At 73.4% G+C, this 25799-nt stretch carries 22 protein-coding genes and 1 pseudogene; 9 read left to right on the forward strand and 14 right to left on the reverse strand.

Features of this window, described 5'->3' with window-relative positions:
• Positions 1–72 precede the first annotated feature (72 nt).
• Positions 73–558 (reverse strand): NUDIX hydrolase, encoded by a 486-nt coding sequence (locus tag IE248_RS17285; RefSeq protein ID WP_308438154.1) that lies wholly within the window; start codon positions 556–558, stop codon positions 73–75.
• Positions 458–1063 carry an ATP-binding protein gene (locus tag IE248_RS38410; protein ID WP_308438155.1) on the reverse strand — a complete coding sequence of 202 codons (606 nt, stop codon included), beginning with the start codon at positions 1061–1063 and terminating at the stop codon, positions 458–460. The genes IE248_RS17285 and IE248_RS38410 overlap by 101 nt, the downstream gene beginning before the upstream one ends.
• Positions 1064–1209: 146 nt before the next feature.
• Here IE248_RS38410 and IE248_RS17295 point away from each other — a divergent pair, with 146 nt between their 5' ends.
• Together IE248_RS17295 and IE248_RS17300 are read left to right on the forward strand one after the other, a co-directional pair.
• The gene (locus IE248_RS17295) at positions 1210–1752 is read left to right on the forward strand and encodes a GntR family transcriptional regulator (protein WP_190031112.1); all 543 of its coding nucleotides are present in this window, start codon (positions 1210–1212) and stop codon (positions 1750–1752) included.
• The gene (locus IE248_RS17300) at positions 1752–2528 is read left to right on the forward strand and encodes a GntR family transcriptional regulator (protein WP_190031113.1); all 777 of its coding nucleotides are present in this window, start codon (positions 1752–1754) and stop codon (positions 2526–2528) included. The genes IE248_RS17295 and IE248_RS17300 overlap by 1 nt, the downstream gene beginning before the upstream one ends.
• Positions 2529–2748: 220 nt before the next feature.
• On the opposite strand, the gene IE248_RS17305 is transcribed toward IE248_RS17300, so the two are convergent.
• The 3 genes from IE248_RS17305 to IE248_RS17315 all read right to left on the reverse strand — a co-directional run bounded on the left by IE248_RS17305 (position 2749) and on the right by IE248_RS17315 (position 9938).
• Positions 2749–4209 (reverse strand): glutamate synthase subunit beta, encoded by a 1461-nt coding sequence (locus tag IE248_RS17305; protein ID WP_008743988.1) that lies wholly within the window; start codon positions 4207–4209, stop codon positions 2749–2751.
• Positions 4202–8782, reverse strand: coding sequence for a glutamate synthase large subunit (gltB, locus tag IE248_RS17310; RefSeq protein WP_190031210.1), 4581 nt, complete (start codon positions 8780–8782; stop codon positions 4202–4204). Before gltB ends, IE248_RS17305 begins: the two co-directional genes overlap by 8 nt.
• 424 nt (positions 8783–9206) lie before the next feature.
• Positions 9207–9938, reverse strand: coding sequence for a VIT1/CCC1 transporter family protein (locus IE248_RS17315; RefSeq protein ID WP_037797418.1), 732 nt, complete (start codon positions 9936–9938; stop codon positions 9207–9209).
• A 247-nt stretch (positions 9939–10185) separates the two neighbouring features.
• Here IE248_RS17315 and IE248_RS17320 point away from each other — a divergent pair, with 247 nt between their 5' ends.
• The 7 genes from IE248_RS17320 to IE248_RS17350 all read left to right on the forward strand — a co-directional run bounded on the left by IE248_RS17320 (position 10186) and on the right by IE248_RS17350 (position 18462).
• The gene (locus IE248_RS17320; RefSeq protein ID WP_037797419.1) at positions 10186–11172 is read left to right on the forward strand and encodes an ADP-ribosylglycohydrolase family protein; all 987 of its coding nucleotides are present in this window, start codon (positions 10186–10188) and stop codon (positions 11170–11172) included.
• Positions 11169–12500: an ADP-ribosylglycohydrolase family protein gene (locus IE248_RS17325; protein WP_229895366.1), complete on the forward strand. Its 1332-nt coding sequence runs from the start codon at positions 11169–11171 to the stop codon at positions 12498–12500. The genes IE248_RS17320 and IE248_RS17325 overlap by 4 nt, the downstream gene beginning before the upstream one ends.
• On the forward strand, positions 12497–13651 hold the full coding sequence (locus IE248_RS17330; RefSeq protein WP_037797422.1) for an ADP-ribosylglycohydrolase family protein: 1155 nt from the start codon (positions 12497–12499) through the stop codon (positions 13649–13651). The genes IE248_RS17325 and IE248_RS17330 overlap by 4 nt, the downstream gene beginning before the upstream one ends.
• Before the next feature lie 467 nt (positions 13652–14118).
• Positions 14119–15483: an ADP-ribosylglycohydrolase family protein gene (locus tag IE248_RS17335; protein ID WP_190031212.1), complete on the forward strand. Its 1365-nt coding sequence runs from the start codon at positions 14119–14121 to the stop codon at positions 15481–15483.
• On the forward strand, positions 15480–16430 hold the full coding sequence (gene rbsK / locus IE248_RS17340; protein ID WP_073798944.1) for a ribokinase: 951 nt from the start codon (positions 15480–15482) through the stop codon (positions 16428–16430). The genes IE248_RS17335 and rbsK overlap by 4 nt, the downstream gene beginning before the upstream one ends.
• The gene (locus tag IE248_RS17345) at positions 16427–17644 is read left to right on the forward strand and encodes a CaiB/BaiF CoA transferase family protein (protein WP_037797428.1); all 1218 of its coding nucleotides are present in this window, start codon (positions 16427–16429) and stop codon (positions 17642–17644) included. Before rbsK ends, IE248_RS17345 begins: the two co-directional genes overlap by 4 nt.
• Positions 17641–18462 carry an HpcH/HpaI aldolase/citrate lyase family protein gene (locus IE248_RS17350; protein WP_100583266.1) on the forward strand — a complete coding sequence of 274 codons (822 nt, stop codon included), beginning with the start codon at positions 17641–17643 and terminating at the stop codon, positions 18460–18462. Before IE248_RS17345 ends, IE248_RS17350 begins: the two co-directional genes overlap by 4 nt.
• A 326-nt stretch (positions 18463–18788) precedes the next feature.
• On the opposite strand, the pseudogene lgt reads toward IE248_RS17350, so the two are convergent.
• The 9 genes and pseudogenes from lgt to IE248_RS17390 all read right to left on the reverse strand — a co-directional run.
• A pseudogene (lgt, locus tag IE248_RS17355) lies at positions 18789–19595 on the reverse strand (prolipoprotein diacylglyceryl transferase); the annotation flags it as partial.
• 78 nt (positions 19596–19673) lie between these two features.
• The gene (locus tag IE248_RS17360) at positions 19674–20573 is read right to left on the reverse strand and encodes a DsbA family protein (RefSeq protein ID WP_079196349.1); all 900 of its coding nucleotides are present in this window, start codon (positions 20571–20573) and stop codon (positions 19674–19676) included.
• Positions 20574–20683: 110 nt separating this feature from the next.
• On the reverse strand, positions 20684–21496 hold the full coding sequence (trpA, locus tag IE248_RS17365) for a tryptophan synthase subunit alpha (protein ID WP_073774406.1): 813 nt from the start codon (positions 21494–21496) through the stop codon (positions 20684–20686).
• Positions 21493–22737, reverse strand: coding sequence for a tryptophan synthase subunit beta (gene trpB, locus IE248_RS17370; protein WP_190031115.1), 1245 nt, complete (start codon positions 22735–22737; stop codon positions 21493–21495). The genes trpA and trpB overlap by 4 nt, the downstream gene beginning before the upstream one ends.
• Positions 22738–22909: 172 nt before the next feature.
• Complete coding sequence (gene trpM / locus IE248_RS37410; protein WP_073798949.1) at positions 22910–23152, reverse strand: tryptophan biosynthesis modulator TrpM; 243 nt, start codon at positions 23150–23152, stop codon at positions 22910–22912.
• Between the two features lie 8 nt (positions 23153–23160).
• The gene (gene trpC / locus IE248_RS17375) at positions 23161–23970 is read right to left on the reverse strand and encodes an indole-3-glycerol phosphate synthase TrpC (RefSeq protein ID WP_037797442.1); all 810 of its coding nucleotides are present in this window, start codon (positions 23968–23970) and stop codon (positions 23161–23163) included.
• Positions 23971–24153: 183 nt separating this feature from the next.
• Positions 24154–24690 carry a DUF2752 domain-containing protein gene (locus IE248_RS17380; RefSeq protein ID WP_100583265.1) on the reverse strand — a complete coding sequence of 179 codons (537 nt, stop codon included), beginning with the start codon at positions 24688–24690 and terminating at the stop codon, positions 24154–24156.
• A gap of 44 nt (positions 24691–24734) precedes the next feature.
• Positions 24735–24986, reverse strand: coding sequence for an HGxxPAAW family protein (locus IE248_RS17385; protein WP_037797444.1), 252 nt, complete (start codon positions 24984–24986; stop codon positions 24735–24737).
• Positions 24987–25095: 109 nt separating this feature from the next.
• Positions 25096–25794 (reverse strand): TIGR02234 family membrane protein, encoded by a 699-nt coding sequence (locus IE248_RS17390; protein ID WP_037797445.1) that lies wholly within the window; start codon positions 25792–25794, stop codon positions 25096–25098.
• Positions 25795–25799 lie beyond the last annotated feature (5 nt).

A 25799-nucleotide genomic window follows, 5' to 3' on the forward strand; every position in this document is an offset into this window, starting at 1 on the left:
GAGGGCGCTATCGCGAGGTGGCGGCCGCGGTTCCTTCGAGGCGCGTCTGCGAGCGATGCCTTCCCCGCAGGGTCAGCGCACCCCTTCGTCCATCAGTACGTAGAGGAGGCCGACGAGGGAGCCGCTGCTGACGATCTCGCGGCGGTCGATCATGCCCCGGATGTTCGCCAGGGGGATCCACTCGATGCGGTCGGACTCGTTCTTCTCGGTCGGCGGCCCGTCGTACGTGGCGCCGTCGGCACGGAACAGGTGGTGCTGGGAGTCCGTGATGCCGTTCGCCGGTTCGGCGTAGATCAGCGACTTCATCGGGCCCGGACGCCAACCGGTCTCTTCGAGGACTTCACGAGCGGCAGCCTCGCCGGGGGTCTCGTCCGCCTCCACCAGGCCCATGGGCAGTTCCCAGGCCCACGCGTCCGTGATGAAGCGGTGGCGCCACATCATCAGGACCTCTTGGCGGTCATTGAGCACGGCGGCCACGGCCAGGTGACGGAGCTTGACGACGTGGTGTTCCCAGCGGTGCCCGTCCGGCGTCTCCACATCGGTGAGCCACAGGTTCACCCACTTGTTCTCGTAGATCGGACGTTCCCCGTGAACCTTCCACTGCATCGCTGCGGCCCCTCTCGATCGACAATGCCTGGTCGGGGACATGACGGGCGCCGTGTGAGGGCTTCCGCTCAGGCCCCGCCACCTTGAACCGCGCCCACACCGTCTTGCCCACCACTTCGTCGCGGACTCCGAACTCGTCCGCCAGCTCCTTGACCAGCCACAGGCCCCGGCCGCAGAACTCTTCAGGCGCGGGACGACGCTCCTTCGGCATGCCAGGACCTGTGTCCCGTACTTCGATGCTCACCGCATCCGCTGTCCGAACGAGCCGGACCGAGAACTCCCGGCCCTGCGGCGCCCCGTGCAGCACGGCGTTCGCCGCGAGCTCCGAGGCGCACAGGCGCATGTCGTCGCGGCGGTCGCCGAACCCCCACCCCCCGAGCGTGTCGCCGACGAACTGACGGGCCGCACGTACGGAGACGCGCACCCGGGGAAACTGCTGTTGCCGAGACAGGGACATGCCGCCCCACCGCCTTAACGCTGAGCTTCCAATGCCGCACAGACCGTATCGCTATTCGGAAAAAGCAGCAAGGTTGAGCTCTAGGGGTCAGGCGCCCCGTCGCATACCGTTGGACCCGACACCAACCAGCGGCACGGGAGGACGACATGGGCAGCGGCGAGTGGACCAGTACGTCGATGCCCTACCTGACGCCCCGCGCCACCGGGGAGCCCGACGCCTGGACCAGTGAGGCCAAGGCCCGCGGCCGCAGCGGCGGACAGCGGATTCTGTACGCAGGCGAGCGAGCCGCCTCGGCCGACGTCTCGCAGATGCTGCGGACAGCGGTCGGCGAGAGCGTCGTCGTCCGCCGGCGCGTCATCGAACTCGACGAAATTCCCGTGGAGTTGACCGACACCTACTACCCCTCCTCGATCGCCTCCGGCACCCGCCTCGCGGCGAGCGGCAAGATCCGCGGTGGCGCCGTGACCCTCCTGGCCGAGCTGGGACACGTCGGCGTGAGGGCGGTCGAGAAGGTGGCGGCTCGCATGCCGTCGGCGGACGAACGCGATGAGCTGCGCATGGGGCCGGGCGAGCCCGTCCTGCAGATCTCCCGCGTCACCTTGGACGCGGGAGATCGTCCGGTCCAGGCGGACGTGATGGTCATGCCGGCCGCACGCCAGCAGCTGCGATACGAGATCAGGATCGGATGATGCCGACCACGGACGACAACGCGCCCGACGGCAGGTCACTGCACGCCCGCATCGCCGCCGACCTGCGGGACGAGATCATGAGCGGCGACCTCGCGCCGGGCGCGAAACTCCCCTCCACCATCCATCTGAAGGCCCGGTTCGACGCGTCGAGCGCGACCGTGCAGAAGGCACTGCAACTCCTCAAGGAGGAGCGGCTCGTCATCGGCCGCGCGGGTGCGGCCGTGACCGTACGGGAGAACCGGCAGCGCACCATCGACCCGACGGGGTCCCTCACGACGGCGCCAACCGGTGCGGCGTACCCCTGGCTGGCGAGCGCGGCCGCACACGGCGGCACGGCGCGCAGCACCCTGCTGGAAGTCGGCGAGGTGACGCCGCCCGCCGACGTGGCCGCGGCGCTCGGACTCCAGGACGCGCAAGCCACGCTGCTGCGCCGGCAGCTCCTCCACATCGACGACGAACCCGCCGAACTCGTCTGCTCCTACTACCCGCTGGAGATCGCCCTCGGCACGGCCCTGGCCGAGCCCCGCAGGATCAAGGGCGGCACACCGACCCTGCTCACCGAGCTGGGCTTCCCGCCCCGGCTGAGCGTCGACCGCGTCTCCGCCCGCGTCCCGACGCAGGAGCAGTGCGGCGCCCTGCGCCTCCCCCGCGACCTGCCGGTCCTGCGCACCCTCCGCACGGTGTACGGCGACGGCGACCGCCCCCTCGAAGTCACCGTGATGGTGAAGGCCGGGCACCTCTACGAGCTCCGGTACGAGTTCACGCCCGAGCCCTGACCCCGCACACGCCACAGCGCCCGTCATCCCTGGTCGGGGACATGACGGGCGCTGTGTCGGAGTGCCGTACACCGTTGTACGGACCGAATGGGGGGTCCCCCCGGAAGGGAGGGCTACTGCACGCTGCCCCGGCTACGCGCCGCCGGTCGGAGGCCGGCGCAGCCGGGCGAAGCCCGGGAGGCCGCCCCGCGGCCGAACGGCGCGAGCCCGGAGGCTGGGGCTACACCATCAGGGAGCGGTCCGTCGGCTTGACCGGGTACGGGAGGGCGCTGGTGCCGGTCAGGTAGCGGTCCACGCCGCGGGCGGCCGAGCGGCCTTCCGCGATGGCCCAGACGATGAGCGACTGGCCGCGGCCCGCGTCGCCGGCGACGAAGACGCCGTCCACGTTGGTCGCGTAGGAGGCGTCGCGCTCGACGTTGCCGCGCGCGTCCAGCTCCAGGCCGAACTGCTCCACCAGGCCGTTGGCCTGGTCGGTGCCGGTGAAGCCCATCGCCAGGGTGACCAGCTGCGCCGGGAGGACGCGCTCGGTGCCCGCCTTCTGGACCAGCTTGCCGTCCTCGAAGGCGACCTCGACCAGGTGCAGGGCCTGGACGTTGCCGTCCTCGTCGCCCTCGAAGTGGGTGGTGGAGACGGAGTAGATCCGCTCGCCGCCCTCCTCGTGGGCCGAGGTGACCTTGTACAGCATCGGGAACGTCGGCCACGGCTGGCCGGTGGGCCGGTCCTCCGACGGGCGGGGCATGATCTCCAGCTGGGTGACCGAGGCCGCGCCCTGGCGGTGGGCGGTGCCCACGCAGTCCGCGCCGGTGTCGCCGCCGCCGATGACGACCACGTGCTTGCCCTCGGCCGTGATCGGCGGGGCCATGAAGTCGCCTTCCTGGACCTTGTTGGCCAGGGGCAGGTACTCCATCGCGAAGTGGATGCCGCCCAGTTCACGGCCCGGGACCGGCAGGTCGCGGGAGACCGTGGCGCCGGCCGCGACGACGACCGCGTCGAAGCGCTTGCGCAGGTCGGTCGCGGACAGGTCGCGGCCGATCTCGATGCCGGTGCGGAACTTGGTGCCCTCCGCGCGCATCTGCTCGATGCGGCGGTTGATGTGCACCTTCTCCATCTTGAACTCGGGGATGCCGTAGCGGAGCAGGCCGCCGATGCGGTCCGCGCGCTCGTACACCACCACGGTGTGGCCGGCCCGGGTCAGCTGCTGGGCCGCGGCCAAGCCGGCGGGGCCCGAGCCGATGACGGCCGCCGTCTTGCCGGACAGCCGCTCGGGCGGCTGCGGGGTGACGCCGCCGTTGTCCCACGCCTTGTCGATGATCGAGACTTCGACGTTCTTGATCGTGACGGCGGGCTGGTTGATGCCGAGCACGCACGCCGACTCGCAGGGCGCCGGGCACAGCCGCCCGGTGAACTCCGGGAAGTTGTTCGTCGCGTGCAGGCGCTCGGCCGCGGCGGACCAGTCCTCGCGGTACGCGAAGTCGTTCCACTCCGGGATCAGGTTCCCGAGCGGGCACCCGTTGTGGCAGAACGGGATGCCGCAGTCCATGCAGCGGCCGGCCTGCTTGCTGATGATCGGGAGCAGCGAGCCGGGAACGTAGACCTCGTTCCAGTCCCCCAGCCGTTCGGCAACCGGACGGGAACAGGCGGTCTCGCGGCCGGTGGTGAGGAAGCCCTTCGGGTCAGCCATGGGTCGCCGCCTCCATCATCTTCTCCGTGGTCTCGGACTCCGAGAGTCCGGCCAGCTCAGCGGCATCCTTGGCGGCGAGCACTGCCTTGTACGTGGTCGGGATGATCTTGCTGAAGCGGTCCGCCGCGACGGACCAGTCAGCCAGGAGCTTCGCGGCCACGGTCGAGCCGGTCTCCTCCTCGTGGCGGCGCACGACGTCGTGCAGCCACTGCTTGTCGGTGTCGGACAGCTCGGTCTCGACCGCGTCCGTGTTGCCGACGTTGACGTGGTGCGGGTCGAGGTCGATGACGTACGCGACGCCGCCCGACATGCCGGCCGCGAAGTTGCGGCCCGTCTCGCCCAGGACCACGGCCTGGCCGCCGGTCATGTACTCGCAGCCGTGGTCGCCCACGCCCTCCGAGACGACCAGCGCGCCCGAGTTGCGGACGCAGAAGCGCTCGCCGGTGCGGCCGCGCAGGAACATCTCGCCGCCGGTCGCCCCGTAGCCGATGGTGTTGCCGGCGATGGTCGAGTACTCGGCGAGGTGGTCGGCGGCGCGGTCGGGGCGGACCACGACGCGGCCGCCGGAGAGGCCCTTGCCGACGTAGTCGTTGGCGTCGCCCTCCAGGCGCAGCGTGACGCCGCGCGGCAGGAAGGCGCCGAAGGACTGGCCCGCGCTGCCGGTGAAGGTCAGGTCGATGGTGTTGTCGGGCAGGCCCGCGCCGCCGAACTTCTTGGTGACGTGGTGGCCGAGCATGGTGCCGACGGTCCGGTTGATGTTGCGGATCGCGACCTGGGCGCGGACCGGCTGGGCCGTTTCCGCGGTGTCGGCGTTCAGGGCCTCGGAGGCGAGCTCGATCAGCTCGTTGTCGAGGGCCTTCTCCAGGCCGTGGTCCTGCTCGATCAGGGCGTGGCGGACCGCGCCCTCGGGCAGCTGCGGCACGTGGAAGAGGGGCTCCAGGTCGAGGCCCTGCGCCTTCCAGTGCGTGACGGCCTTGCTGGTGTCGAGGAGTTCGGCGTGGCCGACGGCCTCCTCGATCGTACGGAAGCCCAGCTCGGCGAGGATCTCGCGCACCTCCTCCGCGATGAACTCGAAGAAGTTCACGACGAATTCGGCCTTGCCGGAGAACCGGTCGCGCAGCACCGGGTTCTGGGTGGCGATGCCGACCGGACAGGTGTCCAGGTGGCAGACGCGCATCATGACGCAGCCGGAGACGACGAGCGGCGCGGTCGCGAAACCGAACTCCTCGGCGCCGAGCAGCGCGGCGATGACGACGTCGCGGCCGGTCTTGAGCTGGCCGTCCGTCTGGACCACGATGCGGTCGCGCAGGCCGTTGAGCAGCAGGGTCTGCTGGGTTTCGGCGAGGCCGAGCTCCCAGGGGCCGCCCGCGTGCTTGAGGGAGGTCAGCGGGGAGGCGCCCGTTCCGCCGTCGTGGCCGGAGATGAGGACGACGTCCGCGTGGGCCTTGGAGACACCGGCGGCGACCGTGCCCACGCCGACCTCGGAGACCAGCTTCACGTGGATGCGGGCGACCGGGTTGGCGTTCTTGAGGTCGTGGATCAGCTGGGCCAGGTCCTCGATGGAGTAGATGTCGTGGTGCGGCGGCGGGGAGATCAGGCCGACGCCCGGGGTGGAGTGCCGGGTCTTGGCGACCCACGGGTAGACCTTGTGACCGGGCAGCTGGCCGCCCTCGCCGGGCTTGGCGCCCTGCGCCATCTTGATCTGGATGTCGTCCGCGTTGACCAGGTACTCGCTCGTCACGCCGAAGCGGCCGGAGGCGACCTGCTTGATGGAGGAGCGGCGCGCCGGGTCGTACAGGCGGTCCGGGTCCTCGCCGCCCTCACCGGTGTTGGACTTGCCGCCCAGCTGGTTCATGGCGATGGCGAGGGTCTCGTGGGCCTCGCGCGAGATGGAGCCGTAGGACATGGCGCCGGTGGAGAAGCGCTTGACGATGTCGGCGACCGACTCGACCTCGTCGAGCGGGACCGACGGGCGGCCCCCGTCCTCGGCGGCCTTGAACCCGAAGAGCCCGCGGAGCGTCATGAGGCGCTCGGACTGCTCGTTCACCCGCTCGGTGTACTTCTTGAAGATGTCGTACCGGCGGTTGCGGGTGGCGTGCTGGAGGCGGAAGACCGTCTCCGGGTCGAACAGGTGCGGCTCGCCCTCGCGGCGCCACTGGTACTCGCCGCCGATCTCCAGCGCGCGGTGCGTGGCCGCGATGCCGGAGGCCGGGTACGCCTTGGCGTGGCGGGCGGCCACCTCCTTGGCGATGACGTCGAGGCCGGCGCCGCCGATCTTGGTGGCGGTGCCCTCGAAGTACGAGGCGACGAACTCCTCGTTCAGGCCGACGGCCTCGAAGACCTGGGCGCCGCGGTAGGAGGCGACGGTGGAGATGCCCATCTTGGACATGACCTTCAGGACGCCCTTGCCGAGGGCGTAGATCAGGTTCTTGATGGCCTGCTCCGGCTCCAGGCCGGACAGGAAGGTACCGGCGCGCAGCAGGTCCTCGACGGACTCCATGGCGAGGTACGGGTTGACCGCGGCGGCGCCGTAGCCGATGAGCAGCGCGACGTGGTGGACCTCGCGGACGTCACCGGCCTCGACCAGCAGGCCCACCTGGGTGCGCTGCTTGGTCGCGATGAGGTGGTGGTGGACGGCGGAGGTGAGCAGCAGCGACGGGATCGGCGCGTGCTCGGCGTCGGAGTGGCGGTCCGAGAGGACGATCAGGTGGGCGCCGCCGGCGATGGCCGCGTCGACCTCGCCGCGGATCTCCTCCAGGCGGGCGGCCAGCGACTCGCCGCCGCCGGAGACCCGGTAGAGGCCCGCGAGGGTGGCGGCCTTCATGCCCGGCATGTCGCCGTCGGCGTTGACGTGTATCAGCTTGGCGAGCTCGTCGTTGTCGATCACCGGGAAGGGCAGGGTGACGCTGCGGCAGGACGCGGAGGTCGGCTCCAGCAGGTTGCCCTGCGGGCCCAGCGAGGACAGCAGCGAGGTGACGAGCTCCTCGCGGATGGCGTCCAGCGGCGGGTTGGTGACCTGCGCGAACAGCTGCGTGAAGTAGTCGAAGAGGAGCCGGGGGCGGGCGGACAGGGCCGCGATCGGGGAGTCCGTGCCCATGGAGCCGAGCGGCTCGCCGCCGGTGCGGGCCATCGGCGCGAGGATGACGCGCAGCTCTTCCTCGGTGTAGCCGAAGGTCTGCTGGCGGCGGGTGACCGAGGCGTGGGTGTGGACGATGTGCTCGCGCTCGGGCAGGTCCGTCAGCTCGATCTCGCCGGTCTCCAGCCATTCGGCGTACGGGGCGGCGCCGGCCAGCTCGGCCTTGATCTCGTCGTCCTCGATGATCCGCTTCTGGGCGGTGTCGACGAGGAACATCTTGCCGGGCTGCAGGCGGCCCTTGCGGACGACCTTGGCCGGGTCGATGTCGAGCACGCCGACCTCGGAGCCGAGGACCACGAGGCCGTCGTCGGTGACCCAGTAGCGGCCGGGGCGCAGACCGTTGCGGTCGAGGACCGCGCCGACCTGGGTGCCGTCGGTGAAGGTGACGCAGGCCGGGCCGTCCCAGGGCTCCATCATCGTGGAGTGGTACTGGTAGAAGGCGCGGCGGGCCGGGTCCATGGAGGCGTGGTTCTCCCATGCCTCCGGGATCATCATCAGCACGCTGTGCGGGAGCGACCGGCCGCCGAGGTGGAGCAGCTCCAGGACCTCGTCGAAGGAGGCCGAGTCGGAGGCGTCGGGGGTGCAGATCGGGAAGATCCGGTCCAGGGCGCCGTCGCCGAAGGCGTCGGAGGCCAGCTGGGACTCGCGGGCCTTCATCCAGTTCCGGTTGCCCTTGACCGTGTTGATCTCGCCGTTGTGCGCGACGAAGCGGTACGGGTGGGCGAGCGGCCAGGAGGGGAAGGTGTTCGTCGAGAACCGGGAGTGGACCAGCGCGAGCGTCGAGGCGAAGCGGCGGTCGGAGAGGTCCGGGAAGAAGGGCTCCAGCTGGCCGGTGGTCAGCATGCCCTTGTAGACGATGGTGCGCGCGGAGAGCGACGGGAAGTACACGCCGGCCTCGCGCTCGGCGCGCTTGCGCAGCACGAAGGCCTTGCGGTCCAGCTCGATGCCGGTGCTGCCTCCCCCAGACTCCGTCCGGGAGGTGCCCCCACTCACGAACAGCTGCGAGAAGGCGGGCATGGTGGCGCGGGCGCCGTTGCCGAGCAGGTCCGGGGTGACGGGGACCTCGCGCCAGCCGAGGACCGTGAGGTTCTCCTCGGCGGCGATGGCCTCGATCCGCTCCACGGCGGCGGCCTGTGCGGTGCCGTCGGCGGGGAGGAAGGCGATGCCGACGGCGTACGCACCGGCCTCGGGCAGCTCGAATCCGGCGACCTCGCGCAGGAAGGCGTCCGGCACCTGGGACAGGATTCCGGCGCCGTCGCCCGAGTCGGGCTCGGAGCCGGTGGCACCACGGTGTTCGAGGTTCCGCAATACGGTCAGCGCCTGCTCGACCAGCGTGTGGCCGGCCTCGCCGCTGAGGTTGGCCACAAAGCCGACGCCGCAGGCGTCGCGCTCGTTGCGCGGGTCGTACATGCCCTGGGGGGCGGGGCGACCGTCCATGGGCGACCAGGCGGTGGTGCTGGGGCCGGTCGCGGAGTGCGTGGATGCGGAACGCATCGGCTCTCCCGTCGTCGTAGCGGCATATGTGCGTTGCCGAGGGACGACGTTGGCCCTCTGCGAAATTTCGTGCAGGTTACATGATGACGGCAATCCCGAGAAGCGGATATGTCATTCCAGCATGCGGACACCGCACGAAACGAAAGCCGGGACCTTCGCTGCCGTTTTGACGGTCGTCAGCGATCGAAAAATATGGGGCGAAGGGACCCGAACGGGTGCTTGGCGGGCCTCATTGCCCGCAGGAGGTACCTTCCCGGCGAGAGAGTCGGGAGGGTCCTGGTGTGATGCCCGGCGGTCACACGGTTGAAACCGCCGAGTAATGAACTACTTATGTCGTGCGGTGCATAGTGTCTCACTCCCGCGCCGCTCAGCCTACGGCTCCGCCGATCCAGGTTCCCAGGATGTACGTCACACCGGCGGCCGCGCCACCCAGGACGAGCTGGCGGAGTCCGCTGAACCACCACGACCGCGCGGTGACCCGGGCGACGACCGCCCCGCAGGCGAAGAGGCCGACCAGCGCCAGCAGCACCGCCGGCCACAGGGCGGTCGCACCCAGCAGGTACGGCAGTACGGGGAGCAGCGCGCCCAGCGCGAACGAGGCGAAGGACGACACCGCGGCGACCAGCGGCGACGGCAGGTCCTCGGGGTCGATCCCCAGCTCCTCGCGGGCGTGGATCTCCAGCGCCTGCTCGGGATCGCGCGAGAGCTGCATCGCGACCTCGCGGGCCAGGGCCGGCTCGACACCGCGCGATACGTACAGCTCGGCCAGCTCCTCCATCTCGTCGACGGGGTGCTTGCGCAACTGCTGGCGTTCCACGTCGAGTTCCGCGAGGACCAGTTCGCGCTGCGAGGCGACGGAGGTGTACTCGCCGGCCGCCATCGAGAAGGCGCCGGCGGCGAGGCCGGCGAGCCCGGTGATGACGATGGTCTGCGGGGCGGCGGCGCCGCCGGCCACGCCGGTCATCAGGGCGATGTTGGAGACGAGGCCGTCCATGGCGCCGAACACGGCCGGGCGCAGCCAGCCGCCGTTGACATCACGGTGGCTGTGATTGTCACGGTGGGCGGTGTGCAGCGGCGCTGCGGTGTCGATGATGGACATGCGAAGTTTCTCCCCTTTTGCATGAACGGGCACGGTGAGGCGTCCCGCTCCCCCTGAACACCTCGAAACTACGCACGATTTCTGCCGCCCGCCAGCAAGGTAGGCCGTACTTACCTGGGGTTTTGGGGGTCGGCGACCGGGTGACGGGGGTGCGGGCGGGGTGTTTCGCGACGAGCGACAAACCTCATGTCATGGCACAAATCCCCCAAGGGCTCAATATGAGTCCCATCAAGTGGAGAGGCGCGCCATGGAGCTGATTGCATGCAATCCGCAGGTCCTCCTCGAACGGGCCCGGGGCGCTCTTCTGGGACTGGCGGTGGGTGACGCGCTGGGTGCCCCCGCGGAGAACATGAAGCCTTCGCAGATCCGGGCGAAGTGGGGCCGCATCGAGGGCTTCGTGTCCGACGATCCGGCGGGCACCGACGACACGGAGTACGCGATCTTCTCCGGCCTGCTGCTGGCCCGGCACGGGTCGGCGCTGACGGTCGCCCACGTGGAGCGGGCGTGGCACCACTGGATCGCGGACCTGGACGAAGGCCCCTTCCGCGGCGCGGGCTTCAGCGAACGCGGCACCCTGGAGAACCTGCGCCGCGGCCTCGCCGCCCCCATCTCGGCGCAGCACCGGCACGCGTGGTCGGACGGACTCGCCATGCGGGCGGCGCCCTTCGGGGTCTTCGCGGCGGGCCGCCCGGCGGAAGCGGCGCGGCTCGTCGCCATCGACGGCTCGGTCAGCCACGACGGCGAGGGCATCTACGGCGGCCAGGCCGTCGCGGCGGGCGTCGCGGCGGCGATGGCCGGCGGCTCCCCGGCCTCGGTCGTCTCGGCGGCCCTGTCCGTCATCCCCTCCGACTCCTGGACGGCCCGCTCCCTGCGCCGGGCGGTCACCGCGGCGCCGCGCGGCGAACGCGCGGTCCGCTCGGCGGTCGTCATCGGCGGCTACCCGTGGACGGACCTGGCCCCGGAGGCGGTGGGCCTCGCGTTCGGGGCGTTCGCCGCGTGCGGGGGCGACTTCCCGTCCTCGGTCCTGACGGCCGTCAACATGGGGCGCGACGCGGACACCACCGCCGCGGTGGCCGGCGCCCTCTCCGGCGCCCTCGCCGGCGCCGCGGCGATCCCCGCCGCCTGGTCCTCGGCCATCGGCCCGGTCCGCGGCAGCTGCCTCCCCTCGATGCGGGGCTACCACGTCCTGGACATCGCGGACCTCCTCACCCCGGAATACGAGGCCCCCCGATGACGACCACCGACCCCTCCGTGTCGGCCGAAAACCCCACAGCCCCCGGCCCCGGCCCCGTCACCGCCCCGGCCACCGGCCCCGCGAAGACCTGTACGGCACCGGGCGCCGAGACCGCGAGGATCCCTACGGCACCCCGTCGGGTGGCGGGGGCCCGGGCCGAGACGGGAGCCGGGGCGACGGCGGAAGGGGGCCGGGCGCGGCGGATCGAGGGGCTCCTGCTCGGGCTCGCCGCAGGCGACGCGGCCGGGTGGCCGGCGGCCCGCCACCGGGCGATCCGGATGCCCGAGTGGACCCGCCGCCTCACCCGCGAGCTCGACACCTTCGCCGAGCAGAACGCCACCACCACCCTCCCCGTCCCCATCGCCCTCAACCAGCCGCCCGAACCCCTGCGCCTCGGGCCCTCCGACGACGCCGAGTGGGCCGCCTTCGCCGCCGAGTCCGTCCTGACCGCCGCCGGTGTGCTGCTCAGCGACCTCTCCCGGTCCCGCCGGATGCGCGCCGCCATCGACCTCGCCTGGAACGCCCTCGCCTCCGAAGTCGCCGCGGCAGCGGAACGCGCGCCGGAGGTGGAGTCGGCCGTCCTGCCCCTGCGCGCCCGGATCTCCGTCCGCGCCGGTCTCGGCAACCTCGCCGCCGGGCTGCGCCCGCCCGCCACCGGTCACGACAACCCCCACTACTTCGACGACGCCGCCTGCGTCCGCGCCTGCGTCCTCGCCGTCGTCCACCCCGGCGACCCGGCCGCCGCCGCCGACCTCGCCGAGTTCGACGCCCGCTACACCCAGGACGGCGACGGGGTCCACGGCGCCCGCGCCATGGCCGCCGCCATCGCCACCGCCCTCACCGACCCGGACACCGACGCCGCCGTCGAGGCCGCCCTCGCCCAGCTCCCCGCCGCCACCGAGATCGGCCGCAACGCCCGCCACGCCGTGCAGCTCGCCCGAACGCAGGAGAGCGGCGGCGCCTTCGCCCTCGTCCCCCTCCTCGAACACCAAATCGTCGACCACGTCTACAGCTACGGGATCGCCGCCGCCGAGACCGTCCCCGTCGCCCTCGCCCTCGCCACCGCCGCCCGCGGCCGCGTCGCCGAGGCCGTCCCCTCCGCCGCCTGCCTCTCCCGCGTCGCGGACTCCGCGCCCGCCCTGGCCGGGGCCCTCACCGGCGCCCTCGGCGGCGGCGACTCGATCCCCGCCACCTGGCGCGAGGCCTGCCGCACCCTCTCCGGCTGCGCCCTGCCCCGCCTCGCCGGCACCGACCTCGTGGTACTCGCCGCGCTGCTCTCCCGTACGGAACTCACCTCGCCCAAGACCCAAGGGATGATTCGGACATGACCCTCACCCCCCTCACCCTCGACGACCGGGCGGCCGGCTGTCTGATCGGGGCCGCCGTCGGCGACGCGCTCGGCGGCCCGGTGGAGGGCTGGACCCCGGAGCAGATCGTGGAGCGGCACGGCGGCCGCGTCCACGGCGTCGTCGGCCCCTGGTACGAGGACTGGCGCACCGCCCGCCCCATCGCCCCGTACCACAAGGGCGACGGGCACGTCACCGACGACACCCTCATGACGCACGCGCTGGTACGGGTCTACGAGGCCGTACGGGACCACCTGGACGCGTACGCCGTCGCCGACCACCTCGTCCCGGACCTCATGACGAACCCGCGCTGGATCCCGGAGCTGGAGGCCGAGGCCCTCCCCCTCCAGCGGATCTTCCTCGCGGAGAAGTGGATCGTGACCCGGCTGCACTACGCGCACGCCGACCCGCGCGAGGCCGGCGCGGGCAACATCGTCAACTGCGGTGCGGCGATGTACATGGCGCCGGTCGGCATCGTCAACGCGGGCAACCCGGAGGGGGCGTACGCGGAGGCGCTGGACATCGCCGGAGCGCACCAGTCCTCGTACGGCCGGGAGGCGGCGGGCGTCTTCGCGGCGGCGGTGGCGGCGGCGTGCGCGCCGGGGGCGACGGCCGGGTCGGTCGTCGAGACGGCGCTCGCCCTCGCCAAGGACGGCACCCGCGAGGCGATCGCGGCGGTGCGCGAGGTCGCGCTCGGGCAGCGCGACGTCGAATCCGCGCTGGCCCCGCTGCGGGCGGCCGTCGCCCCGTACGACTCGGTCGGCGCGGACTACCGCAAGCCGTCGCTGGGCGCACGGCGCCCGTCCCGCCTGCACTCGATCGAGGAGCTGCCGGTCGCGCTCGGCATGCTGCTCGTCGCGGACGGGGCGTACGAGGCCGCGGTGCTCGGCGCCGTCAACTACGGCCGCGACTGCGACTCCATCGCCACCATGGCGGGCGCGATCGCGGGCGCGCTGGGCGGCGAGGGCGCGGTCCCCGCCGCCTGGGCCAAGCAGGTCGCCGAGGCCAGCCGCCTCGACCTGCACGCCCCGGCGGCGGCGCTGACGGCGGTGGCCCGGGAGGTCTTCGCCCGCGACCGCACCCGCCGCCGCACCCACGAGTCCGCCTTCACCGCGATCGCGTCCCCCCGATGACCTCCCACCCGCCAGCCCCCGGCGGGGCGCCCGCCCCGACGTACGGCACCACCCCTGGCCGCGCACCCGCCCCACCGCCCGAACCCCCCACCCGCCACACACCGGACCCGCCGTACGGGGCCTTCCCCGGCGGAGCAACCGCCCCACGGGCCGGATCCCCCGCCCATCACACGCCGGACCCGGCATACGGGGCCACCCCCGACCGGGCAACCGCCCCGCCGGCCGAAACCCCCGCCCATCACACGCCGGACCCGGCATACGGGGCCACCCCCGACCGGGCAACCGCCCGCGGCGGGGAGACCGCCCACGGCAGGAACACCGCCCGCGGCGGGGAGACCGTGCCCAGCCGGGAGGCCGCTCCGAGCGGAGAGACCGGGCCCATCCGGGAGGCCGCGCCCGGCGGCGAGGCCTCCCCCGGCGGCGAGGTCGTCTCCGGCGGGCGGGTCGGGGGCGGGCGGCTGACCTGGGTGCAGCCGGAGGATCTGATCGGCCACGAGCTGCGCCAGGCGGCGCAGGACGGACGCGATCCGGAGCCGGTGCGCCGTGTCTGGCTGGCGGCGGGCGGCCACGAGGCGCCCGCCCGGGCCGGGGCCTCCCCCGCGGCGGCCGCGCCGGAGCTGCGGGACCTGGCCGTCCGTCTCCTCGCCGACCTCGCCGCGCTGCCGTCCCCGCCGGCGGCGGCCGAGCCGCAGTCCTGGCCGGCCGTCACCGCCACCTGGCCCCGCAGCATCCGCGGCACCCGCCCCCACGCGGCGCGCCGCGCCGTCCCGGCCGGGCTTCGGCGGCGGCTGGAGCGGGCCTGGGCGGGCCGCGCCGTCGGGTGCGTGCTCGGCAAGCCCGTCGAGAAGCTGCCGCTCGACGGGATCAGGGCCCTCGCCCGCGCCGCCGGCAACTGGCCGCTGGACGACTGGTTCACCGAACGCCGCGTCCCGGCGGAGCTCCTGGCCGCGTACCCCTGGAACCGCCGTTCCGCCGCCACCTCCCTCGCCGAGAACATCGACGGCGCCCCCGAGGACGACGACCTCAACTACCCGCTCCTGAACCTGCTGCTCCTCCAGCGGTACGGCCGCCGCTTCACCCCCGCCGACGTCGGCCGGCTCTGGCTCGACGAGCTCCCCGCCGGCCGGACCTTCACCGCCGAACGCGTCGCGTACCGGAACCTGCTCCAGGGCCTGGAGCCCCCCGCCACCGCCACCCACCACAACCCGTTCCGCGAGTGGATCGGCGCCCTCATCCGCGCCGACGTGCACGGCTGGACCAACCCCGGCGACCCGGCCGCCGCCGCGGCCCAGGCGTACCGGGACGCCACCCTCACCCACACCGGCAACGGCATCTACGCCGCGCTGTTCATCGCCGCCGCGACCGCCGAGGCGGCCGGCGGCCGCGCCGGATCCGACATCCACACCGCGCTGCGGGCCGGGCTGGCCGTCGTACCGCCCCGCTCGCGGCTCGCGGAGGCCGTCGGCTTCGGGATCCGCAGCGCCCGCGCCGCCCGGGACGCGGACTTCGACCTCGTCGTCGACCGGCTCCACGCGCGGTACGGCCACTATCACTGGGTACACGCGATCCCGAACACCGCCCTGATCGCGGCCGCCCTCACCCACGCCGACGGGGACTTCACGCACTCCGTGTGCCGCGCCGTGTCCGGCGGCTGGGACACCGACTCCAACGGCGCCACCGCCGGCGCCCTGGCCGCCCTCGTCGCCGAAGACATCCCGCACCGCTGGACCGCACCCTTGAAGAACCGCCTCGCCACCACCGTCCCCGGCTTCGACGGCATCGGCTTCGACACCCTCGCCCATCTCACCGCACAGGAGGCAGCCCGCCCATGACGGCCATCGCCGTGCTCGGCAGTACCAACATGGACCTCGTCGCCTACGTCCCCAAGGCCCCCCGCCTCGGGGAGACCGTCACCGGCCGCGCGTTCCGCACCGTCCCCGGCGGCAAGGGGGCCAACCAGGCCGTCGCCGCCGCCCGCCTCGGCGCGGAGGTGGTGATGATCGGCGCGGTCGGGGCCGACGAGTTCGGCGTACGGCTGCGCGCCGCGCTCACCTCGGCCGGCGTGGAGACCGCCGCCCTGCGCACCGTGGAGGGCGCCAGCGGCACCGCCCACATCACCGTCGACGACGAGGGCGCCAACAGCATCATCGTCATCCCCGGCGCCAATGCCTCCGTCACCGGCCTGGAGGCGGGCGACGACGCCCGCATCGGCGCCGCCGGCTCGCTCCTGCTCCAGCTCGAACTCCCGCTGTCGGCCGTCCTCGCCGGCGCGCTCGCCGCCCGCGCCCGCGGCGTCCGTACGATCCTCACCCCGGCCCCCGCGCGGCCGCTGCCCGCCGAACTCCTCGCCGCCACCGATCTGCTGCTCCCGAACGAGCACGAGGCGGCCGCCCTCACCGGCCGCACCGATCCCCGCCGGGCCGCCGAGGCCCTCCTCCAGGACGTGCCCGAGGTGGTGATCACCCTCGGCGCGGCCGGGGTGCTGCACGCCGTCCGCGGCGGGGAGCCGCTGACGGTGGCCGCGCCGGTGGTCCAGGCCGTGGACACCACCGCCGCCGGGGACACCTTCGCCGGCGCGCTGGCCGTGGCCCTCGGGGAGGGCCGCCCGATGCCGGAGGCGCTGCGCTGGGCGTCGGCCGCGGCCGCGCTGTCGGTGCGGCGCCGGGGGGCCCAGGACTCGATGCCGACCCGCGCCGAGGCCGACGCCTTCGCCCTGACCGGCCCCGCGCACGGGTCGGCGGCCGCGCGGGGTGACGGGCGCTCCGGAGGAACCCCATGAGCACCGCCGCCCCGGCCCCCGCCGCCGCGCCCGGCCCCCTGCGGGGGCTCCGCGTCCTGGACCTCGCCACCCTCTTCGCCGGTCCCCTCGCCGCGACCCTGCTCGGCGACTTCGGCGCCGAGGTGGTCAAGGTCGAGCACCCCGGCCGCCCCGACCCCTCCCGCGGGCACGGCCCCGCCAAGGACGGCATCGGCCTGTGGTGGAAGCTGCTCGGCCGGAACAAGCGGACGATGACCCTCGACCTGTCCACCCCGGGCGGCCGGGACACCCTGCTGCGGCTGGCCGGGACGGCCGACGTGGTCATCGAGAACTTCCGCCCCGGCACCCTGGAGAAATGGGGTCTGGGCTGGCCCGAGCTGTCCGCCGCCAACCCGCGGCTGGTGCTGGCCCGCGTCACGGCGTTCGGCCAGCAGGGCCCGTACGCCGGGCGCCCCGGCTTCGGCACCCTCGCCGAGGCGATGAGCGGGTTCGCCGCGATCACCGGGGAACCGGCCGGCCCGCCGACCCTGCCGCCCTTCGGGCTCGCGGACTCGATCGCCGCGCTGACCTGCGCGTACGCCGTGATGACCGCGCTCGCCGGACGGGAGCTCACCGGGCACGGGCAGGTCGTGGACCTGGCCATCATCGAGCCGATCCTCACCGTGCTCGGCCCGCACCCGCTCTGGTACGACCAGCTCGGCTACGTCCAGCCCCGCACCGGCAACCGCTCCACCAACAACGCCCCCCGCAACACCTACCGCAGCGCGGACGGGCGCTGGCTGGCCGTCTCCACCTCCGCGCAGTCCATCGCCGAGCGCGTGATGCGCCTGGTCGGCCGGCCCGAGCTGATCGCCGAACCCTGGTTCGCGAACGGCTCGGGCCGGGCGGCCCACGCGCACCTGCTCGACGAGGCGGTCGGCGACTGGATCGCCCGCCACAAGGCCGAGGAGGTGGTCGCCCTGTTCGAGGACGCCGAGGCGGCGGTCGCCCTGGTCTACGACGTACGGGACGTCATGGCCGATCCGCAGTTCGCCGCGCTGGACACGGTCACCGAGGTCGAAGACCCCGAGCTCGGCCCGATCCGCATGCAGAACGTCCTGTTCAGGCTGTCCGAGACCCCCGGCGCGATCCGCTGGGCCGGACGGCCGCACGGCGCCGACACCGACGCCGTCCTGACCGAACTCGGCCTGACCCGGGCCGAGATCGACGCGCTCCGCACCGAGGGGGCCCTGTGATCCTCACCTGGCTGTACGTACCCGGAGACCGCCCCGAGGTGGTCGCCAAGGCGCTGCGCTCCGGCGCCGACGCCGTGATCGTCGACCTGGAGGACGCCGTGTCGGCCTCCCGGAAGGAGTACGCCCGCGCCGCCACCGCCGAACTGCTCACCGAGCCGCCGCCGGTCCCGGTCCATGTCCGCGTCAACGCGCTGGCCTCCCCCTGGGCCGGCGCCGATCTGACCGCCCTCGCCAAGCTGCCGGGCCTCGCCGGGCTGCGGCTGCCCAAGGTCAGCGCGCCCGAGCAGATCGCCGCCGTCGCCGACCGGACCGGCGGGGTCGCGCTGTACGCGCTGCTGGAGTCCGCGTTGGCCGTGGAGCGCGCCTACGACATCGCCCGCGCGCACCCGGCCCTGCGCGGGCTGTCGCTCGGCGAGGCGGACCTGCGGGCCGACCTGGGCGTCACCATCGAGGCGGGGCTGGACTGGCCGCGCTCCCGGGTGGTGGTCGCGGCCCGCGCCGCCGGCCTGGCCCCGCCGGCGCAGTCCGTGTTCCCCGACATCCGGGACCTGGAGGCGCTGGCCGTGTCCTGCGCGCGGGGGCGGGCGCTGGGCTTCCTGGGTCGGGCGGCGATCCATCCGCGCCAGCTCCCGGTGATCGAGCGGGCCTACCTCCCGGGCCCGGAGGAGGTAGCGGCGGCCGAGGAGATCGTGGCCGCCGCGCGCCGCACCCCGGGCGCGGTCGCCCTCCCCGACGGCCGCTTCGTCGACCCGGCGGTCCTGGCCGGCGCCGAACGCGTGGTCTCCCTGGCCCGCCGCGAGGCCCCGGTCCCCTCCTGACCCCGCCCGCCCGCGCGCACCCGGCCGCCGGGAACGCGTGAGGGGCGCCGCGCGGATGCGCGGCGCCCCTCAGGCGGTGTCTGCTGCCGGGGTCAGAGCTTCTTGGCCTCGGGGGCCTTAGCCCCGGCGGCCTCGTCCCCGCCCGTGGTCTTGTCCTCGGCCGTGGCCCCCGCCTTGGGATCGGCATCGGCCCCGGTCTTGGGGGCGTCGGCCTTCGCGGCGGGCTCGGACCCGGCCTTGGGGACGGCCCCGGCGCCGGCCTTGGCGGTGGCGGGCTCGGAACCGGCCTCGGCGGCGGGCTCGGAGCCGCCGGAAGGCTCGCGGTCCGGTTCCACGATCGCCTCGCGGCCCGGCCGCAGCTTCGCCGACAGGACCAGGTAGGTCACCGCCAGCAGGAAGACCACGATCGAGGTCCACACGTTGAGCCGGACGCCCAGGATGTGGTGCGCCTCGTCGACCCGCATGTACTCGATCCAGCCGCGGCCCACGCAGTACGCGGCGACGTACAGCGCGAACGCCCGTCCGTGCCCGAGCTTGAAGCGGCGGTCGGCCCAGATCACCAGGAGGGCGACACCGACGCACCACAGCGACTCGTACAGGAACGTCGGGTGGTAGGTGCCGGCGACCCGGTTCGGGCCCTCGCTGATCTTGAGGGCCCACGGCAGGTCCGTGGCGCGGCCGTACAGCTCCTGGTTGAACCAGTTGCCCCAGCGCCCACAGGCCTGGGCCAGCGCGATCCCCGGGGCCAGCGCGTCCGCCCAGGCCGGCAGCGGGATGCCGCGCAGCCGGCAGCCGATCCAGGCGCCGACCGCGCCCAGCGCGATCGCGCCCCAGATGCCGAGGCCGCCCTCCCAGATCTTGAAGGCGTCGACCCAGTTGCGGCCCTCGCCGAAGTAGAGCTGGTAGTCGGTGATCACGTGGTAGAGGCGACCGCCGACGAGGCCGAAGGGCACCGCCCACACGGCGATGTCCGCGACCGTGCCCGGCTTTCCGCCGCGCGCGATCCATCGCCTGTTGCCGAGCCAGACGGCGACGAAGACGCCGATGATGATGCAGAACGCGTAGCCGCGCAGCGGGATCGGTCCGAGATGGATCACGCCGGTCGACGGACTGGGAATGTAAGCAAGGTCCATGGCAGACCCGACGCTACCCTGCCGGGCGGTACGGACCGCAACCCGCCCGGCAACCTGCCGTCAAATCGACACATGGCCTCAGTGGCCCGCGGCCCCCCTGGCACCCGGCGCCGAAGACGCCGCCGAGGCGGAAGCGGAACCGGAGGGCGAGGGCTTTCCGCTCCTCTTCGGGGTGGCGCCGCCGGAGCCCTTCGCCGCGGCCTCGACCTGCTCCTTCAGCTTCTGCGGGGTCAGCGGGTTGGCCTGGTCCGCGAAGATGTCCTTGCCGTTCAGCTGCACCGTCGGGGTGCCCTTGAACTTCCCGGCGGAGAAGGCCGCGAAGGACTTGGCCACCCAGCTGTTGTGCTTCCCCTCCTCCACGCAGGCGCGGAACTCGGGGGTGTCCAGCCCCGGCACCTTGCCCGCCAGCTCCAGCAGCTTGGCGTTCTTGCCGTAGGCGTCGTCGGTCTCCTGCGGCTGGTTCTGGAACAGCACGTCGTGGTACTCGGCGAACTTGCCGGCGTCCTGCGCGCAGGCGGCCGCGTTGGCGCCCTTGAGGGAGCCGCTGCCACCCATGTTCCCGTCGATCAGGGTGACCAGGTGGTAGTCCACGTTGAGCAGGCCCTTGGCCTCCAGCTCGTGGACGGTGGCCCGGTAGTTGTCCTCGAAGGCCTTGCAGGCCGGGCAGCGGAAGTCCTCCCACACGGTCAGGGTGGACTTCGCCCCGTCCTTGCCGGTGCGGATCGCGAGCGCGTCCTTGCCGGTGGCCCCGGAGGGGGCGACCACGGGCCCGGCCTTGTCCGCGTCGTCCTTGCCCGCGTTGGCCGCGATCAGGCCGACGACGGCCGCGAGGCCGAGCACGCCGACCACCGCCGCCGCCACGAGGAGGGTCCGCCGGCGCTTCTCCCGGGACTTCTCCCGCTCGCGCTCCTCCTGGAGTCGCTCCCGGGCCGATCGTTTGGTCGCATCGCGGTTCGCACCGTCGTTCTTCTCGCTCACGTTCGGCCAAACGAAGCGGGGAGGCACTCGCGTGCCTCCCCGCCCCCACTTCCACCCGATCGGGCTACGGAACCCGCTCAGGGGTGCCCCTCGTCAATCGAACGCGGAGGTCAGCTCCTGCGCACGCCGTCCGCGAGCTCGCCCGCCAGCGCCCGTACGGCCTCCAGCCCGGCCGGCAGGTCCGGCGCCTCCAGCAGTAGCTTGACGAAGGCCGAGCCGACGATCACACCGTCCGCGAAACCGGCGACCTCCTTCGCCTGGACGGCGTTGGAGACGCCCAGGCCGACGCAGACCGGCAGGTCGCTGGTGGCGCGGGTGCGGCGCACCAGGTCCTCGGCCTGGTTGCCGACCGACTCGCGGGTGCCGGTGACACCCATCAGCGAGGCGGCGTAGACGAAACCGGAACCCGCGGCCGTGATGGTGGCCAGGCGTTCGTCCTTGCTGCTGGGGGCCACGACGAAGACGGTCGCGAGACCGTGCCGGGCGGCGTGTTCGCGCCACGGCGCGGACTCCTGGACCGGCAGGTCGGGCAGGATGCAGCCCGCGCCGCCCGCCGCCGCCAGCTCGGCGGCGAACCGCTCGACGCCGTAGCGGTCGATGGGGTTCCAGTACGTCATCACCAGGATCGGGGCCCCGGTGGCCTCGTGCGCCTCGCGCACGGTGCGCAGCACGTCGGCGATCTTGACGCCGCCGCGCAGGGCGATGTCGTCGGCGGTCTGGATGATCGCGCCGTCCAGGACCGGGTCGCTGTGCGGGAGGCCGATCTCGACGACGTCCGCGCCGCCCGCGAGGACGGCCTTGACCGCCTCGATGGCCCCGTCCACGGTGGGGAAGCCTGCCGGGAGGTAGGCGACGAGGGCCGCGCGGTCCTCGGACTTCGCCTTGGCGAGGGTGTCGCTCAGCAGTTGGATGTTGCCGCTCACTTCGACTCCCCCTCGCCGTCGTACAGCCCGAAGTAGCGGGCCGCCGTGTCCATGTCCTTGTCGCCGCGACCGGACAGGTTGACGACCAGCAGGCCGTCCTTGCCGAGCTCCTTGCCCAGGTCGAGGGCGCCCGCGAGGGCGTGTGCCGACTCGATGGCCGGGATGATGCCCTCGGTGCGGGAGAGCAGGCGCAGGGCCTGCATCGCCGCGTCGTCGGTGACCGCGCGGTACTCGCCGCGGCCGGAGTCCTTGAGGTAGGAGTGCTCCGGGCCGATGCCGGGGTAGTCCAGGCCGGCCGAGATGGAGTACGGCTCGGTGATCTGGCCCTCCTCGTCCTGGAGGACGTAGCTGCGGGATCCGTGCAGGATGCCCGGCTCGCCGGCGGTCAGGGTGGCCGCGTGCTCTCCGGTCTCGACGCCGTGCCCTGCGGGCTCGAAGCCGACCAGGCGGACGCCGTCGTCCGGGATGAAGGCGTGGAAGAGGCCGATGGCGTTGGAGCCGCCGCCGACGCAGGCGGCGACGGCGTCGGGCAGCCGGCCGGCGCGCTCCAGGATCTGGCGGCGGGCCTCGACCCCGATGACCCGGTGGAAGTCGCGGACCATGGCCGGGAAGGGGTGCGGGCCGGCGACGGTGCCGAAGAGGTAGTGGGTCTGGTCCACGTTGGCGACCCAGTCGCGGAACGCCTCGTTGATGGCGTCCTTGAGGGTGCGCGAGCCCGAGGTCACGGCGATGACCTCGGCGCCGAGCATCCGCATCCGGGCCACGTTCAGGGCCTGGCGCTGGGTGTCGATCTCGCCCATGTAGATGGTGCAGTCGAGGCCGAAGAGGGCGCACGCGGTGGCGGTGGCCACGCCGTGCTGGCCGGCGCCGGTCTCGGCGATGACGCGGGTCTTGCCCATGCGCTTGGTGAGCAGCGCCTGGCCCAGCACGTTGTTGATCTTGTGCGAGCCGGTGTGGTTGAGGTCCTCGCGCTTGAGGAAGATCCGGGCGCCGCCGGCGTGCTCGGCGAACCGGGGCACCTCGGTGAGGGCGCTGGGCCGGCCCGTGTAGTTGACCATCAGGTCGTTGAGCTCGGCCGCGAAGGCCGGGTCGTCCTTGGCCTTGTCGTACTCGACGGCGACCTCGTCCACGGCGGCGACGAGCGCCTCCGGGATGAACTTGCCGCCGAAGTCGCCGAAGTAACCCTCGGCGTTGGGGGTGTGACCCTCCGGGTCCGGAATGAAGAACGAGCTGCTGGACATGGCCAGTACTCCTACGGGTGCGATGGGATGGATGCACCGTATTGCGCTGCCGGTCCGCGGTACGCGCACCCCGCTGCGGGAGCGGGTGCGGGCGTATCCGGAGGGCGGCCCGCGTCCGGAGCCGGCGGCTCGGGACGGCGGACCGTACGGGGGTGCCGCGCGGCGCGGTACGTCAGTCGGCGTACCGGGCCGGGACAGCCCTCGTCACAGCGCTTCGCGTGGTGCGCCATCGCATGCCGTTGACCTGACCGGGCTCGGAGCCGATCACGTAGCGCACCCGCCGCCCGTGGACGCGCCGGGCCGGGGCGCGGCAGCCGCGGGGGCGGCAGCCGCGCGCCAGGGGCGCGTGCGCCGTCGGCACGCCGGCCGGGCCGTGGCCCGATCGGGTGCGGACGGAGGGGCGGTGGGGGGCCATGGGACGGGTCAGCTCCGCCCGTGCCGCAGGGCGGGGTGGGCGCCGGCGGCGACGAGGTCGGCCACGGCCGCCTTCGGGTCGCGTCCGGTCACCAGGGACTCCCCGACGAGGACGGCGTCGGCGCCCTCGTTCGCGTAGGCGATGAGGTCGTGCGGGCCGCGGATGCCGGACTCGGCGATCTTGACGATGTGGTCCGGGATCTCGGGGGCGACGCGCTCGAAGGTGGCGCGGTCGACCTTGAGGTCCTTGAGGTTGCGGGCGTTGACGCCGATGATCTTGGCGCCGGCGGCGACCGCGCGCTCGACCTCCTCCTCGTCGTGGACCTCGACGAGCGGGGTGAGGCCGATGGACTCGGCCCGCTCGATGAGGGAGACGAGGGCCTCCTGCTCCAGGGCCGCGACGATCAGCAGCGCGAGGTCGGCGCCGTAGGCGCGGGCCTCCCACAGCTGGTACGCCGTGACGATGAAGTCCTTGCGCAGGATCGGGATGTCCACGCGGGCGCGGACGGCCTCCAGGTCGGCCAGCGAGCCGCCGAAGCGGCGCTGCTCGGTCAGGACGGAGATGACCGCCGCCCCGCCCGCCTCGTAGTCGGCGGCGAGCCCGGCCGGGTCCGCGATGGCGGCCAGCGCGCCCTTGGAGGGGCTGGAGCGCTTGACCTCGCAGATCACCTTGACGCTGTCGCCGCGCAGGGCCGCGACACCGTCCTTGGCCTGGGGCGCCTTGGCGGCACGCTCCTTGAGCTCGTCGAGGCTGACGCGAGCCTGCCGTTCGGCAAGGTCTTCGCGGACCCCTTCGATGATCTCGTCGAGCACACTCACGCGAGCGGCCCCCTTCCGGGTCGATGACGGTCGGCCGCCTTGCGGACACGTATCACCGCAAGGTCAGCACTCAAATGGTATCCGCAGGTCGCCGTGGCCTCCGCACGGGACGTGTCGGTGTCCCAGTGACTGGACATCCGCGATCCGCTCCGCGTCCGGGCCCTGCCCGGGCGGGGACCGGGCTCAGGGCGCCAGGGCGGATCCGAAGGGAAGATTCCGGATGACGGAAAAAACCAGTGCCGCCGCCCCGATGGCCCACCAGTACCGCGGCTGCGGGGCGAACCGGGGAGCGGGAGCGCCGCGGTAGGCCCGTACGAGCCACAGGGCCATGAAGGCGGCGAAACCGAAGTAGCCGACGACGGCCATGGCGTTCGCCCCGAGGGCGGTGACGAGATCGCCGTGGGCGAACGCGTGGGCGCTGCGCAGCCCGCCGCAGCCGGGGCACAGCACGCCGGTCAGCCGGAACAGCGGGCAGACCGGGTAGTGGCCGGGCTCGTTGGGGTCGACGGCGCCCACGTACGCGAAGGCCCCCACCACCGAGGCCAGCGTGAACGCCGGGAGCGCGAGCCGCCGGGCCCTGGAGACCTGCTCGGGCGCCGCGGCGGGCGCGGGCATCGCGGGCGCGGCCGGCGCGGGCACGGGCGGCACCGGCGCGGGCGGCACCGGGGCGCCGTCGGGGGTGCGGGGGGAGGCGTCCACCAGCTGATTCTCTCCGGTCATGACAAAAGGCGCAGCCCGACGGGCCGCGCCTTTCGAATGCGGACTCAGACCTTCGCGGTGGCCTTGTTGGCGGCGATGACGACGGCGAGGTCGTCGTGGGCGGCCTTCGGCGCACCCATGCCCGCGGCCTTCATGGCGAGGCCCACGACACCGCCGAGTGCGACGACGACCAGGCCGGCCCAGAAGCCGACCGGGTTCGCGAGCACCATGAAGGCGCCGGAGACGCAGAAACCGATGAAGGCGATGATGACACCGGTCCAGGCGGCCGGGGTGTGTCCGTGGCTAGTGCCCGCCATGAGTTGCTCCTCGTTGATCTGTCTGATCTGTCGCACGTGCTGTGTCGAACGCTCGGTGTCATTGTCCCGCACGGGGCGGGGTCGCCGTCCACGGGGGTCGCGGACGGTGTCAGGCACCGTCCGGGCGGCGGGTGGGGTCCTCACCCCGGTCCAGAGCCTTCCACAAGTCCTCCGGCCGGTCCGGGTCCACCGCGACCGGTTTGCGCGTCCGGGGGCTGCCGTCACGCTCGTAGCGGCCGCCCATCGCGGGCCAGGCACGGCCGAACCGCAGGGCCAGCAGCCCCGCGAGCAGGATCAGGACGGCGCCGGAAGCCGTGACGTACGGCCAGGCCGTATGGCTCAGTCCCATCACCTGCGCGGCGGTGTCCGCGGTGGTGCGGGCGGCCTCGGCGTCCAGCGCCTCGCGGTCGTCGGCCCCGGCCACCGCGGCCAGGGCGGCGCCCAGGCCGCTCAGCGCGAGCAGCCCGGAGACCAGCAGCCGGCCCTTGCCCCGGACGGCGAACACCGCGACGAGGGCGGCGAGGCCGACGATGGCCAGCGCCGCCGGGAGCCCGGTGACGGCGCGCCCGTCGGCCGCCAGCGGCAGCGAGCCGTCGCCGACGGCGGCGCTGCCCCGGGCCCAGACCCGGCCGGAGGCGAGCAGGACGACGGTGGCGCCCAGCGCGCCGCACAGCAGGGCGACGGCCACGCTGCGGCGGCCGGCGCGGCCGGCCGGGCTCTCGGTGGCCTCGGCCTCGGACCCGGACACGGGGTCCGGCTCGGGCGCGGCATCGTTTCGGGGCGGGGGTACGGCACTCACGTACCCCACTATCC

Source organism: Streptomyces goshikiensis (genome assembly GCF_014650555.1).
Lineage (GTDB): Bacteria > Actinomycetota > Actinomycetes > Streptomycetales > Streptomycetaceae > Streptomyces > Streptomyces goshikiensis.